The organism is Candidatus Palauibacter sp. (genome assembly GCF_965208055.1).
Taxonomy (GTDB): domain Bacteria; phylum Gemmatimonadota; class Gemmatimonadetes; order Palauibacterales; family Palauibacteraceae; genus Palauibacter.
On sequence record NZ_CBDBNY010000004.1, the window covers coordinates 981,446 to 994,976 of the forward strand.

The 13,531-nt window shown below is 68.9% G+C and carries 16 protein-coding genes; all 16 read right to left on the minus strand.

The features are described 5' to 3' along the window. Window positions 1-39: 39 nt before the first annotated feature. The 16 genes from ACOGXI_RS04625 to ACOGXI_RS04700 all read right to left on the minus strand — a co-directional run bounded on the left by ACOGXI_RS04625 (window position 40) and on the right by ACOGXI_RS04700 (window position 13,531). On the minus strand, window positions 40-207 hold the full coding sequence (locus tag ACOGXI_RS04625; protein ID WP_419937711.1) for a hypothetical protein: 168 nt from the start codon (window positions 205-207) through the stop codon (window positions 40-42). Between the two features lie 60 nt (window positions 208-267). Beyond that, on the minus strand, window positions 268-630 hold the full coding sequence (locus tag ACOGXI_RS04630) for a Minf_1886 family protein (RefSeq protein ID WP_310780407.1): 363 nt from the start codon (window positions 628-630) through the stop codon (window positions 268-270). 101 nt (window positions 631-731) lie between these two features. Beyond that, window positions 732-2,036 carry a serine hydroxymethyltransferase gene (glyA, locus tag ACOGXI_RS04635; protein ID WP_419937712.1) on the minus strand — a complete coding sequence of 435 codons (1,305 nt, stop codon included), beginning with the start codon at window positions 2,034-2,036 and terminating at the stop codon, window positions 732-734. Continuing rightward, window positions 2,033-3,226, minus strand: a complete 1,194-nt coding sequence (locus ACOGXI_RS04640; RefSeq protein WP_419937713.1) for an acyl-CoA dehydrogenase family protein — start codon at window positions 3,224-3,226, stop codon at window positions 2,033-2,035. Before ACOGXI_RS04640 ends, glyA begins: the two co-directional genes overlap by 4 nt. Continuing rightward, window positions 3,223-4,089, minus strand: a complete 867-nt coding sequence (locus ACOGXI_RS04645) for a 3-hydroxybutyryl-CoA dehydrogenase (protein ID WP_419937714.1) — start codon at window positions 4,087-4,089, stop codon at window positions 3,223-3,225. The genes ACOGXI_RS04640 and ACOGXI_RS04645 overlap by 4 nt, the downstream gene beginning before the upstream one ends. Beyond that, complete coding sequence (locus ACOGXI_RS04650) at window positions 4,076-4,987, minus strand: CPBP family intramembrane glutamic endopeptidase (protein ID WP_419937715.1); 912 nt, start codon at window positions 4,985-4,987, stop codon at window positions 4,076-4,078. Before ACOGXI_RS04650 ends, ACOGXI_RS04645 begins: the two co-directional genes overlap by 14 nt. Beyond that, entirely contained in the window at window positions 4,984-6,195 is a 1,212-nt protein-coding gene (locus ACOGXI_RS04655) for a thiolase family protein (protein WP_419937716.1), read from the minus strand. The genes ACOGXI_RS04650 and ACOGXI_RS04655 overlap by 4 nt, the downstream gene beginning before the upstream one ends. Continuing rightward, window positions 6,192-7,115: a PolC-type DNA polymerase III gene (locus ACOGXI_RS04660; RefSeq protein ID WP_419937717.1), complete on the minus strand. Its 924-nt coding sequence runs from the start codon at window positions 7,113-7,115 to the stop codon at window positions 6,192-6,194. Before ACOGXI_RS04660 ends, ACOGXI_RS04655 begins: the two co-directional genes overlap by 4 nt. Beyond that, a complete protein-coding gene (locus tag ACOGXI_RS04665) occupies window positions 7,112-7,759 on the minus strand; it encodes a redox-sensing transcriptional repressor Rex (RefSeq protein ID WP_419937718.1) in 648 nt (215 codons plus the stop codon). The genes ACOGXI_RS04660 and ACOGXI_RS04665 overlap by 4 nt, the downstream gene beginning before the upstream one ends. A 54-nt stretch (window positions 7,760-7,813) precedes the next feature. Next, window positions 7,814-8,650 (minus strand): 16S rRNA (adenine(1518)-N(6)/adenine(1519)-N(6))-dimethyltransferase RsmA, encoded by an 837-nt coding sequence (rsmA, locus tag ACOGXI_RS04670; RefSeq protein ID WP_419937719.1) that lies wholly within the window; start codon window positions 8,648-8,650, stop codon window positions 7,814-7,816. Then, the gene (locus ACOGXI_RS04675; RefSeq protein WP_419937720.1) at window positions 8,647-10,452 is read right to left on the minus strand and encodes a PP2C family protein-serine/threonine phosphatase; all 1,806 of its coding nucleotides are present in this window, start codon (window positions 10,450-10,452) and stop codon (window positions 8,647-8,649) included. Before ACOGXI_RS04675 ends, rsmA begins: the two co-directional genes overlap by 4 nt. Before the next feature lie 53 nt (window positions 10,453-10,505). After that, window positions 10,506-10,838 carry an STAS domain-containing protein gene (locus ACOGXI_RS04680; protein WP_419937721.1) on the minus strand — a complete coding sequence of 111 codons (333 nt, stop codon included), beginning with the start codon at window positions 10,836-10,838 and terminating at the stop codon, window positions 10,506-10,508. Then, a complete protein-coding gene (locus ACOGXI_RS04685) occupies window positions 10,835-11,689 on the minus strand; it encodes a phosphate acyltransferase (RefSeq protein ID WP_419937722.1) in 855 nt (284 codons plus the stop codon). Before ACOGXI_RS04685 ends, ACOGXI_RS04680 begins: the two co-directional genes overlap by 4 nt. Then, entirely contained in the window at window positions 11,690-12,187 is a 498-nt protein-coding gene (gene coaD, locus ACOGXI_RS04690) for a pantetheine-phosphate adenylyltransferase (RefSeq protein WP_419937723.1), read from the minus strand. 35 nt (window positions 12,188-12,222) lie between these two features. Continuing rightward, window positions 12,223-12,798: a 16S rRNA (guanine(966)-N(2))-methyltransferase RsmD gene (rsmD, locus tag ACOGXI_RS04695; RefSeq protein WP_419937724.1), complete on the minus strand. Its 576-nt coding sequence runs from the start codon at window positions 12,796-12,798 to the stop codon at window positions 12,223-12,225. A gap of 13 nt (window positions 12,799-12,811) precedes the next feature. Continuing rightward, entirely contained in the window at window positions 12,812-13,531 is a 720-nt protein-coding gene (locus tag ACOGXI_RS04700; RefSeq protein WP_419937725.1) for a zinc ribbon domain-containing protein, read from the minus strand.

Sequence of the window (13,531 nt, forward strand, 5' to 3'; positions counted from 1 at the left end):
GGGCGCCGCGCTGCCTCGGCGGAGTCTCCGCCGGGGAGGCTACTTGTAGGACTGCTGGACGCTGCGTCCGAAGCTGATCTCACCGTTGTCGATCCGGATGTTGAACCCGCAGTCGGGCTTCGAGCAGACCCATGCCTTGTACCGGATCGGCGCCCCGTCGCGTCCGTAGTCCGACAGCGGGAGCAGGACCCCCTTGGTGCAACTCAAGCACTCCGTAAAAGACCCCGAATCGGCCACGCGCTCACCCCTCCCCTTCCAGTTCCTCCCCTACGCGCTCCAGGGGTAGCTGTCCTCAAAAGCTTCGTCGAAGCTGAAGAGCCCCTCGAAGTCCTCTCGCGAATCGTCGGGTTGTTTGATCAGCACTCCACATTCAACCAGCGCGAAGACGATCTCGCCGATGTCCGTCGTGCCATGCACACCCCAATGCTCGAGTACGGTCCTCGCCAGAGGGCCGAACCGCTCCAGCGCGAGTTCCCGGACCGCGTCGGCGACTTCAGCGCCGCTGATGTGACGAGGCAGCTCAAGGCTGGACAACCGGCGCTGGAGGGCGGAGAGCAGGAACAGGTATGCGGCTTCCGTATACCTGGGGTTGCCCTTCCTGATGCCCGTCAGAACGCCCGCTGTGTCCACCTCTTCTCACCTCGTCCCAGGTCCCTTTCCCCGACCGCAATGCGCACTGCCCGCAAGGACATGAACGGCAAAGTTAGACGGGGGAAAAAGTTGGCGTCAAGCTACGCCCTCGCGGCAACGCCGTCATTCTCCGGATAGAGTGGAAAATCCGCACACAGCGCCCGGACCTCGGAATCCACCGCCGCGAGCGTCGCATCATCGCCTGCCGAGCGCAGCGCGCGGTCCATGAGGTCGGCGATTCGCTCCATTTCGTTCTCGCCCATGGATCGGGTCGACAGCGCCGCCGTCCCGATCCTTATGCCGGACGCCACAAAGGGCGAACGGGTCTCGAACGGCACGGTATTCTTGTTGACCGTGATGCCCGCCCGACCCAGGAGAGCCTCCGCATCCCTGCCCGTGAGATCCGTCGTCCGGAGGTCCACGAGGAGCAGGTGCGTATCCGTCCCGCCGGCCACGAGATCGTAGCCGTGTTCGGCGAGCCGCCGTCCCAGGGCGCGGGCGTTGCGCACGACGAGATCCGAGTACTCGCCGAACTCCGGGCGCAGAGCCTCTCCGAGCGTGACCGCCTTCGCGGCGATCACATGCATCAGGGGACCGCCCTGGAGTCCGGGGAACACGGCCTTGTCGACTGCCTTCGCGTGCTCCTCCCGGCACAGGATGAGCCCCCCCCGCGGCCCGCGCAGCGTCTTGTGCGTCGTCGTCGTCACGACATCCGCGTGCGGTACCGGGGACGGGTGGTGCCCGGTCGCCACGAGACCGGCGATGTGCGCCATGTCCACGAGGATGCGGGCGCCGCATTCCGCGGCGATCTCCGCGAAGCGCTCGAAATCGATCCGGCGGGGGTAGGCGCTGGCCCCGGCGATGATGACGGAGGGACGCACGTCCAGCGCCGTCGTTCGGAGGGCGTCGTAGTCGATCGTCCGGTCCGAGGCTCGCACCCCGTAGGGGACGACGCGGTACCAGAGACCCGAGAAGTTGACGTGCGAACCGTGGGTCAGGTGCCCTCCGTGCGAGAGGTCCATCCCGAGGAGCGTCGCCCCCGGTTCGGTGAGCGCCTGGAGCGCCGTCATGTTCGCGCCGGAGCCGCTGTGCGCCTGGACGTTGCTGTGATCCGCCCTGAACAGCCGGCGCGCGCGCTCACGGGCAAGGTTCTCGACCTCGTCCACGAACTCGCAGCCTCCGTAATAGCGGCGCCCGGGATAGCCTTCCGCATACTTGTTCGTCATCACGCAGCCGGTCGCCTCGAGGACCCCCCGGGACACGAAGTTCTCGCTCGCGATCAGCTCGAGACCCGTCCGCTGTCTCTCGAGCTCCCGGTCGATCGAAGCCGCCACCGCGGGATCCGTCTCGCGGAGCGGGCGCGGGTCCAGGGCGCCGATGGCTCTGCCTTCCGCCGTCGCACTCACACGTATCCCCTCTCTCTGTAGAGTTGTCGCGCGATCAGGCTGCGGTGCATTTCGTTGGCTCCCTCGTAGATCTCGGTGACCTTCGCGTCCCGGAACAGACGTTCCACGGGATATTCCCGCGAGTATCCGTAGCCCCCGAACACCTGAACGGCCTCGCGGGCGTTCGTCATCGCGGTCTCACTCGCAAACAGCTTGGCCACGCTGGAGAGGCGGCGCGCCCGCGGGTCTCCCAACGTGTGCGCGGCGGCCGCACGCTCGAGCAGCCCCCGCGCAGCCTCGAGCCGGGTCACCATGTCGCCGAGCTTGAATTCCATCCCCTGGAACTCCCGCAGCGAGCGGTCGAACTGGCGTCGCGTATCCGCGTATTCGAACGCCGCGTCCACCGCGGCCGAGGCGATGCCGAGCGCCTGGGCCGCGATCCCGAGCCGGCCCGCCTCGAGGCCTTCGAGCGCGTAACTGAAGCCCCGGTTTACCTCTCCTACCATAAGTTCTTGCGGCAGAAACACATCCTTCAGAGACAAAGCGACCGTCTCCGACCCTCGCTGACCCATCTTTCTCTCTTTCCGGCCGACCGACAGTCCGTCCGTCCCGGCCGGCACGAGGAAGGCGCTGATGCCGCTCGATCCACGCCGATCCTCCGCCGTGTCCGTCCTGGCGAACATGAGCACCACATCCGCGGACGCGCCGTTCGTCACCCACATCTTCTCGCCGTTGAGAATCCAGCCGCCTTCCGTGGGCACGGCCTGCGTCCGGAGCGCCGAGGCATCCGTGCCGGCGCCGGCTTCGGAGAGCGAAAAGGCGCCGAGCACCTGTCCGCCGGCCATCCGCGGGAGCCACTCGGCCCGCTGCGCCTCGCTTCCCCGGCGGAGGAGAATCGAAGCGGGGAGCGAGTTGTGGATGCTGACGGAGACCGCGACCCCCGCATCTCCCCACGCGAGTTCCTCCAGCACATAGAGGTACGTGACGAGATCGAGCCCGAGACCGTCGTACCGCTCCGGCACCCGCATGGCGAGGAATCCGAGTTCGCCCAGTTCACGGTGGATCTCGGCATCGAAACGATCCTCGTTCGCGTCCCGGGCTTCCGCCGTGGGCCGCAGCCGCTCTTCGGCGAACTGGCGCGCGAGCGTGAGAATCTGCTCCGCCTCGGACGAAAGCTCGAGCGCAGACCAGGAGCGGCGACCGGTCGTCATGCCGAGGTGTAGTCGTAGAAGCCGCGCCCGGTCTTCCGGCCCAGCCTCCCGGCGGCGACGTACTTCGCGAGCAGTGGACACGGGCGGTACTTGGAGTCGCCGAGTTCCGCGTGCAGGACGCGCATGATCGCGAGGCACGTGTCCAGTCCGATGAGGTCTGCAAGCGCGAGCGGTCCCATGGGATGGTTCATGCCGAGCTTCATCACGGTGTCCACCGCCTCGGCCTCCGCCACCCCCTCCAGGAGGCAATACACGGCTTCGTTGATCATCGGCATCAGGATCCGGTTGGCGACGAAACCCGGGTAATCGTTCGCCAGGACCGCCGTCTTCGAGAGCCGCTCGCAAAGGCCGAGCGTAAGGTCGGCCGTGTCGTCGGAGGTCTCGAGTCCCCGGATCACCTCAACCAGACGCATGACGGGCACGGGGTTCATGAAGTGCATCCCGATCACGCGCTTCGGGTCGCCGGCGTGCGAGGCGATGCGGGTGATCGAAATCGAACTCGTGTTCGAGGCGAGGAGCGTTTCCGGACTCACGACGGCGGCCAGTTCCTCGAACAGCCGGAATTTGAGCGTCGGATCCTCGCTGGCGGCCTCGACGACGACTTCCGCGTCTTCGAGCGCCGTCAACGACCGCTCCGTCGCGATCCGTTCGAGTGCGGCCTCGGCCTCTCCGGCGGAGATCCGGTCCCGGCGGACCTGGCGCGCGAGGTTTCGCTCGATGGAGGCGCGGGCCCGGTCGAGCACGTCCGGGGCCACGTCCACGAGGCGGACCTCGACGCCGGCGACTGCGAAGACGTGGGCAATGCCGCTCCCCATCGTACCCGCGCCGACGATTCCGACCCGCGATACCTCAGACGCTCGCATCGATCCTCCCGTAGTTGTCGCCCGCGCCTGCCGCTGTCGTCGACGCCCGGGCGCCGGAGCGGCGTTGCGACCCCACGACGCGCCAGAGCCAGACGGTCGCCAGTGCGGTCACGAACGTGGTCACCAGCCCGCCCTCGGGCCCGAAGGCGCCGCCCGTCCACAGCGCCGGCCCGGAGAGGACGCCTTCGATGCGGCCGGAGACCGGCACGTCGAGTCCGCTCACGGGCAGTCCGCTCACGGCCATGGCCAGGTTCCACCCGAAGTGCACGCCGGTGACGAACCACAGGCTGCCCGAACGCCAGTACGCCACGCCGAGCAACACGCCGGCAAGGGTCAGGTTGACCAGCGCGAGTGGTGTCAACCCCGGGTTGGCGCCGTGCATGAGACCGAACGCCACCGAGGTCGCGACCACGGCGGGGACGGGCCCGAACCGCAGGTGGAGGACGCGGAAGGGATACCCCCGGAAGAGGAGTTCCTCCGTGAACGCGGCCGCCAGAAGGAGAAGGGAGATGGCCCCTCCCGCGAGGACGGGCCCGACGGCCGGCGTTGTCCACGAGACCCAGCCCGGAATGGCCAACGCGAGCATGACGGCGCCGATGATCGCAATGCCCGCCAGCGCGCCGGCGCCGAGTTCGGCAAGGGACGGACGTCCACGGTACAACCCGAGGGCGGACAGGGGACGCCCGTCGATCCGGACGGCCAGCACCCAGGTCGCCGCAAGCGCCGCTGCGAGGACGGGAGTGACATTCCACCAGTCGAGCGCCGTGGCCCCCTGGGCACCCGCAAAGCCGGCGATGCTCGCGGCCGCGAACCCGAACACGAGTCCAAAGGCGATGAAGAGACCGGCGAAGGCGGTCAGCCGCCCGGCCCAGGCCCAGCCTTCGGGCTTCGCGTTCATCGCCGCTCCACGCTCAGGGCGACGGCGTTGCCCCCGCCCAGACACAGGGTGGCCATCCCCCGCTCGACGTCGCGGTCCCGCATGGCGTAGAGGAGCGTCGTGAGGATCTTCGCGCCCGAAGCCCCGATCGGGTGGCCGAGGGCGATCGCCCCGCCGCGGACATTCACGCGATCGAGATCCAGTCCCAGCGCGCGGGCATCCGCCAGACACTGCACGGCGAACGCTTCGTTCATCTCCACGAGTCCGTAGTCGGCGACGACGGTTCCATCGAGCGTCATGAGCTTCCGCACGGCGGCGACGGGCGCGAAGAAGAGATCGCGAGGCGCCGTCGCGCCCACGGAATAGGCCCGGATCCGCCCCAGGATCGGAAGCCCGTGCGCCGTGGCGTACGCTTCGGACGTCACGAGCGTGGCCGCGCCCCCATCGTTGAGCCCGGGCGCGTTTCCGGCCGTCACGCTGGGCTCGGTCACCTCGGGGGGAGCGTCTCCGGCAAAGGCCGGCCTCAGCCTTGCGAGCGCCTCGAGCGACGTGCCGCGCCGCGGAGGCTCGTCCGCCTCGATCGTCACGGTTCCCTTGCGAGTCTCGATGTGGACCGGGACGACCTCCTCGGCGAATTCCCCCTCATCGATCGCGTGGATCGCCTTCTCATGGCTGCCGAGCGCGTAGGCGTCCTGGTCCTCGCGGCTCACGCCCGCCTTGTGGGCCGTGTACTCGGCGTGGCCGCCCATGTGGCAGGTACCGAAGGCGCACCACAGACCGTCGTGTACGAGGCCGTCGACGAGCGACCGGTCCCCGAACTTCACGCCCTCCCGGTATCCCCGGAGGTAATAGGGGGCGTTCGACATCGACTCCATCCCGCCGGCCACCACGGCCCGGGCGTCGCCGGCCTTGATCGCCTGCGCCGCCAGCATGACGGCTTTCAGGCCGGAGCCGCAAACCTTGTTCACGGTCACCGCCGGGACCGTCACGGGCACCCCGCCCCGGATCGCGGCTTGGCGGGCCGGCGCCTGCCCGACGCCTGCCTGCACGACATTCCCCATGATCACATCGTCGATTTCCTCCGGGTCGACCCCGGCCCGGTCGACCGCCGCCGAGATCGCGAGACCGCCGAGATCCGGGGCCGCGAGGGACGAAAGGCCGCCCATGAAGCGGCCCGTGGGGAGCCGCGCCGCGGAGACGATGACCGGGACTCTGTTGTGATCGCTCATGTTCTATGGCTCATGCCGTCGTTCGGGCTGTTATCGCCGTTATCGTGCTGTTCATGCTGTGCGGGATTACGACCCCTCCGCTTGCCGCGCCCGCGCCGCGGAACCGGCCCGAGAGCCTTTCGGAGCGCGGGCCACGTCGTCCAGCCCCGCCGCTCCGCATCCTCGAGCATGCGGACAAGGATGCGGGCCGTCGCGACCGCATCGCCCCGGGCACGGTGCCGTTCGCGGATCTCGATCCCGTAGTAGTCGGCGACCGAGTCCAGGCCTCGACGCTCGAGCCCCGGCAGCAGTCGACGCGCCATGTGGATCGTGCACAGACGAGGTCCGCGCGGGATACCGGCCCCCGCCCGCCGCATCTCGGCACGCAGGAAGCCCCAATCGTACGCCGCGTTATGTGCGACGAAAACCCGGCCACGGAGGTGCTCGCGCACCGGATCGCAGATCTGCGAAAAACTCGGCGCTCCGTGCGTCATTTCCGTGCGGATGCCGGTGAGGCGCGTGATCCACGGCGGAATCGTCACGCCGGCGTCCACGAGCGTCGAATAGCAGCCCCCGATGGCCCCGCGATCCACGTCCACGATCGCGATCTCCACCACCCGGCCATTCTGCCCCGCGACCCCGCCGTTCGTCTCGACATCCACAACCGCGTAGCGGAGGTCGCGCAGCCGCCGGGCCGCCGGCTTCCGGGCCCGCCGTGCCGCCGTGGCCAGCCGCCAGGCATCGCCGCGCTCCCCGTCGCGGGCCACCTCGGGGATCCCTTCGAGCAACTGTGTAACGAGCCGGCGCGCCATGGCCGGCGGACACCCGTGCACCCCGAGGACCTCGGCCGCGAGATCCACCGACGAGCGGGGACCGTCCTCGAGACGACGCAGCGCCTTGCGCACCAGCACCCCCTCGCGCGCGAAGTGCAACCCCGTCACGGGCCGCTCCCGGCACGCCGACCCTCCTCGGACATCAGGTAGCTCAAGCCTTCCAGTTCGAGCACGATGTCCACCGTCCGGATCGGCACCCCGTTCACCTCGGAGAGTTCGATCGGCGCGAAGTTGAGGATCGCCCCCACGCCCGCGCGCTCGAGTTCCGCGGCGATCTCGGCGGCCACCTCCGTGGGGGTCGCGACGACCCCGATCTCCGCCCCGCACTCCGCGATGACCGGCCCGAGGTCCGTCATGGGACGAATCCTGAGCCCGTGGGCCCGCGTCCCGATCTTCGCCTCGTCGACGTCGAAAGCCGCGACGACATCGAATCCGCGCGCTGCCAGCCCGCCGTACCCGAGGAGGGCGGAACCGATCTTCCCGACACCGACCAGCGCGAGCCTCCAACTGCGCGAGAGCCCGAGGATCTTCTCCAGTGCCCGCACGAGTCCCTCGACCGAGTATCCACGCCCGCGTTTCCCGAACGAGCCGAAGTGGCTCAGATCTTTCCGGACCTGGGCCGAGGTGGCCCCGGAAGGCTCAGCAAGCTGCGAACTGGACACGAACTCCGCGCCGGCTCGTTCGAGGTCGCGCAACATGCGGAGATACAGGGAGAGGCGCCGAACCGTCGAATCGGAAATTCTGCCGCTCATGCCCGCCCTTGTGAAAGGTTTCACAAACCAAGATAGGGCCGGACCGCGCTCAACTCAACGCTCCGCGCCACCTCCCTGTCTCGCCTGAAGCGCCGCCGCCAGGCGCACGAAGGTCGGGGGATCCAGCATCTCGGGCCGGACCGCGGGATCGATCGAGAGTTGTGCCAATACCTCCTCCACATCTCCCGCGAAGCTCAGCTCCGGAGCCGTGCGCAGCGTCTTCTGCAGTTGCTTCCGGCGGCGGTTGAAACAGGCGCGCGTCAACGTCCGGAGCGCCGCGCGGTCCACGGCGGCGGCGTCCGGCCGCGGTTCCAGGCGCACCACGGCCGAGTCGACCGCGGGGACGGGCCGGAACGCCTGGCGGCCCACCCGGAAGGCGAGCGAGGCGCCCGCAATCGCCTGCACGCCGACGGAGAGCGCGCCATACGCCTTGATGCCCGGCGGCGCGACGATCCGCTCCGCCACTTCTCTCTGGACCGTGAGCACGATACGGGTGGCCGCCGGATCGAGTCGGAGGAAGGCGAAGACGAGCGGCGACGTGATGTTGTAAGGGACGTTCGACACCACGCGCACCGCAGTGGCCTCCCGCACGAACTCCGAGAGCTCGAGACGAAGTGCGTCACCTTCGACGACATCCACGTCCTGCCGGTCCCCCCAGCGGTCGCGGAGCCCGGCCGCAAGGTCGCGATCCTTCTCGATGAGAATGAGGCGACGGCAACATCCGACGAGGTATTGGCTCAGCTCTCCGTGCCCCGGTCCGACTTCGAGCACGACATCCACGGCCTGCGGGTCGAGTTCCCGCACGATCTTGCGCTGGATGTTCGGGTCGACCAGGAAGTTCTGGCCGAGCGCGCGCTTCGGCCGGGGGCGTTCGGCCTTCCCCGCGGTCACAGCGAAGCCGCGACGGCCGTCCGGTCGTCCAGTCGCATCTCGTCATCGCTGTCCGCGAAGAGTGCGGCCACGAGAACTTCGGGATCGAGATTCCCCCGGTCGATTCGCCTCCGCACGCGGGCATCCGGAGTGTCGAGGGGGTCGCTGAGTTCGGCGAGGCCGTCGGTGAACGCCAACAGCGTTTCGCCCGCGGACGGAACCCTTGCCTGCCGGTAGGACCGGACGGGGGCGACGCCGACCGGGGGATCGAGCGCGCCGAGACGGCGTATCCCGTCGGATCCGAGCAGATACGCGTACGGGTGGCCCGCGTTCGCGTAGCGCAGTTCTCCGCGCCCGGGATCGATGACCCCGTAGAAGAGCGTCATGTACATCTCGGTCGCGTCGAGCGCCGCCCGGAGCTGCCCGTGCATGGCGTCCAGGACGGCCGCGGGTTCGGCCTCGACCCCCGTCGCCAGAACCACCGCACTCAGCGTGCGGGCCATGATGAGGGCGGCGGAGGGGCCATGCGAACTCACGTCGCCGAGCATGACGCCCAGGCATCCGCCGGCGAGCCGGACGAGGTAATAGAAGTCGCCGCCCAGGGAGAGCGCCGGATCGCAGCGGGCGGCGATCCGGCCGAGATCGCGGAAGTCCTCCGGGGGCGGCAGGAGTTTCAGTTGCAGGTCCCGGGCGATTTCCAGCTCGGCCAGTACCCGCTCGCGACGCAACCGTCGCGCGAGGAGCCGCTCCCGCGACTGTTCGCCCTCGGCCACGGCGCCGATCCAGCCCGCGAGCAGCGTCGCGGCGGCATCGCCCCTGCTCGCCGGCTCGTGGACCAGGCGCAGCCGTCCCGCATCGCCCAGCGGCCACGTCTCCCGAACCTCCGGCGGACCGTTCGACTCCTCGTCATTCTCCCAGCTGTCGAACAGCACCTGTGAACCGTCCTCGAACAGTCGGTCGAGCCGAAATCTGAGACCGGTGACGTCCGCGAAGCGCCTCAGGAGAGGTTCGATCCTCACAAGCGGATCCGGCGCACCCCGGAACGAGAGCGTGACCCTGTTGCCGGTCTCGTTGAACGCAACGTCATCCGCAAGCTGCCTCAGAAGGAAGAGGCCGCGGCCCCGGGGCCGGCCGATGCCTTCCGCCGAGACGGGGTCCGGCACGGCATCGGGGTCGAATCCGCTTCCTTCGTCCGAGACCTTCACGCGCAGGCCGTCCGGATACGTTTTCGCCGTCACTCGCACGATGGCGCCGGGACGGTCCCCGCTCCCGTAGAGGATCGCGTTGGCCACGGCCTCGCCGAGCGTGACCCGGAGTCTGAACGCCGTCTCGCCGTCCAGATCGGCGAGGTGTCGACATGCCACGACGACCCTTTCCACCACCGCACGCTGGTAGCGCACGCTCGACGGAAACACGACGCGTATGCGCCCCGACTCGTCGACATCCACGTTCAGGTCGGGCGCTTCGGCGGGCGAGGTGTGTTTCTGCCACACGAGCCCGAGTTCGGCCGCGTTGAGAGGGTAGAAGAGGTAGTCGGTCCAGTCCTCGGCCAGCGCCGAACCCAGACGATCGACCCATGCTCCGTCGATGAGCGCCACGAGAGGCGACGTAGCGCCGAAGCGTCGGTGCAGATACGGCATCGTTGCACGCGGCTCGGCGATGTCCACCAGGACGAGATCCGTCGGGAGCACCGTCAGGGGGCGCCCGAAGAGCCCTCTCACCTCGGGAGGCGGATCGATCTCGGCGGCGGCGTCCGCCACGGCCTGGAGAATGTCCGGCCGGCTGGAAAGGACCAGGATGCGCGCCGGGTCGCCGTCCTTCATGCCAGACTCATGCTTGACTCATCCCGGAACTCATTCCGGCACTGCGACTCGGGTCAGGACTCGCCGAGCGCGGCCGCCCTGGACTCGACGATTTCGAACAGCGAATCCAGTCTGGTCAGGGCGAAGAGACGCTGCAGATCCTCGTTCAGCCCGGCCAGCGTCAGGCGGCCCCCTGCGTCGCGGATGTGCTTGGAGAGACTGACGAGTACCCCCAAGCCGGAGGAATCGATGTAGTCGGCCTCGCTGAAATCGATCACGAAGTCGGTGTCCCCATCGGCGACGCGCGCGAGCACGCGCTCCTTGAATTCGCCGCGGTTGTTGATCGTGAGCTGGCCGCCCACGGCGACGAGGGTACTGGTTCCCAACGTTTCGATCGAAAACGTCATCCTTCGCTCCCGGGTGACATGAGGGCCGTGATGCAAGCGACATCCACGATATCGGAGACGGAGGCGCCGCGGGAGAGGTCGTTCAGCGGCCGTCGCAGTCCTTGAACGATCGGCCCCAGGGCGCGCGCTCCACCGAATCGCTCGAGCAGTTTGTACGCGATGTTCGCAGCGTCGAGGCCGGGAAAGACGAGCAGGTTCGCGCGGCCGGCGACCGGAGATCCGGGAGCCTTCAGCGCCGCGACGTCCGGGACGAGCGCCGCATCGGCCTGCAGTTCCCCGTCCGCCGCGATTTCGGGTCGGCGGCGGCGGAAGTTGTCCAGCGCCTCCCGCACATGCTCGACCGCCGGCCCCGCAGCGGAGCCGAGAGTGGAATACGAGAGAAACGCGACGACCGGTTCCTCTGCCGCAACGGCTCGGTGCGCGTCGCAGGCCGCCGAAGCGCTTTCCGCCATCTGGGCCGGGGTTGGCGCCGGGACGACGGCGGTGTCCGTGAGGGTGAGCACCCGCTCGCCGGGAGCAGGAAAGACCATATGGAACGCGGCGGAGACCGTCTCGACTCCGTCGGCCAGGCCGACGACCCTAAGGCCGGCCCGGATCACGTCCGCGGTCGCATGCACGGCACCCGCCACAACCCCGTCCAGTTCCCCCGCCGCGAGGCGTTGCGCGGCCTTCGCGAGGCCACCCGCGCCGGCGCCGATCTCGACCGGACGCACCCACTTTTCCTCCCGCAGCCGGCGGATCGCCAGCGCGGTGCGGGCCTCGTCCGCCTCCGGAAAGCCGATGCGCCGCTCGAGGGTGGCTGCCCGCGCCCTCAGCCCGTCGATGAAACGGGGCCGGGTCGGCGGCGTCACCTACGCGTCGCGCCCGAACACGCGGTCCATGCGGGCCTTCACGATCGGACTCACGAAGTCCGTTACATCGCCGCCCAGGCGTCCGACTTCGCGGACGAGCGAGGAACTCAGGAACGTGTGGCGCGTGGAGGGGGCCATGAAGAGCACCTCGACTTCGGGCCAGAGCGAGCGGTTCATGAGCGCCATCTGAAACTCGTACTCGAAGTCGCTCACGGCCCGCAGCCCGCGGACGATGATCCGGGCCTTGCGGGAGCGCGCAAAATCCACGAGCAGGCCGGAGAAGGAGGTCGCCTCGACCCTGCGTTCGTCCGCGAACACTTCGCGGATCAGGTCGACGCGTTCCTCGATCTCGAACAGTCCCGACTTGGCCTGTGTGGCCGTCTCCGCCACGGCGACGATCAGCCGGTCCACGACCCCCAGGCTCCTGCGTACGATGTCCTCGTGTCCGACCGTCAGCGGGTCGAAAGACCCCGGGTACACGGCGACGGCATTGTTCATCGAGTTCCCCGTCAGAGCGTTCGTCAGAGTGTTCGTCAGAGTGTTCGGGTTGACGCGCCGGCAGCGGCCCGGAACCGGCTGACGCAGGTGTCACCGTATGCCCGCGTCCAGTCGGCCGCCGCCGCCCACTCGGCGTCGGGACCGTGCTCGACCCACAGCTGCGAGGCAAACGGACGGGCCCGGAAGCGCTCGACCAGGCGTGCGCCGCCGGTGGAAGCATACGGTGGATCGGCCAAAACCAGGTCGAGGGGCGCGCCAGGGCCGGCCGAGTCTGCCGGTTCGTCGAGACGGTCGACCCAAGCGACCGCATCGTCGCGCACCACCCGCGATCGGTCCGCGAGATCCAGCGTCGCGACATTGCGGTGCAGCAGCGCCACCGCCCGGCGGTCCGACTCGACAAAATGGACGTGCGCCGCACCTCGGGACAACGCTTCGATTCCCAGCGCCCCGGAGCCGGAGTAGAGGTCGGCGACCCGGGCGCCATCGACGTCGCCGGCAAGCGCGGAAAACCAGGCCTCCCGCACGCGCTCGGCCGTGGGACGGGTGCGCCGTCCACGGGGGGCGTCGATGAAGCGGCCGCCCAGCTCGCCCGCAATGATGCGAAGCCTCAACTGACGGGGCGCGTCAGACGAGAGACCCCGGGTAGAGGATGATCCCGCAACCTTCGCAGACGGCGAGGTGCCGCCGCGCCCGGATCTCGGCCTGCCGCTGCTTCGGTATCGCCGTGTAGCACCGGCCGCACACCCCGTCGCCGGTGAGTTCGGCAAGCGCCGCCTCGCGCCCTCCCCCACCCGCGGTGCGGTACAGTTGCAGCGCCCGGCGGTCCAGCCGGCTCTCCTGCGTTCTCCGGCTGTCGCCGCAGTGCCGAAGGTCCCCCTCCAGAGTGGCGCGCAGCTCCTCCACGGCGGCGCTCCGTTCCGCCAACTGCGCGGCGGCCTCCCCCAGTTCCGCTTCCGCCGAGTGCAGCGTCTCGCGCGCGGTCTCCACGTCCTGCATCGCGTCGAGTTGGTCATCTTCGGCCGCCCGCAGGTTGCGCCGGGCCGTGTCCGTTTCGCTCCGAACCGCGAGATGCTGCTGCATGTTCGCGACTGCGACGGAGCGCGCCTCGAGACGTTTGAGCGTCGCTCTGCCTGCTTCCACGGCCCGGTGGAATTGTCGCACCCGACCGTCCGCTTCCTCCAGTTCCGCCCGGATCCGCATGACCTGCGACTCCAGCGTCTCCACGGTCTCCCGGAGTTCGGCCACCTCCCGGCCGAAACTCCCGAGTTCATCTTCTATCTTCAGGATCCTGTGATCGATTTCCTGAAGAGCGAGTAACTCCTCGACGATATCGGTCGCTTGCAT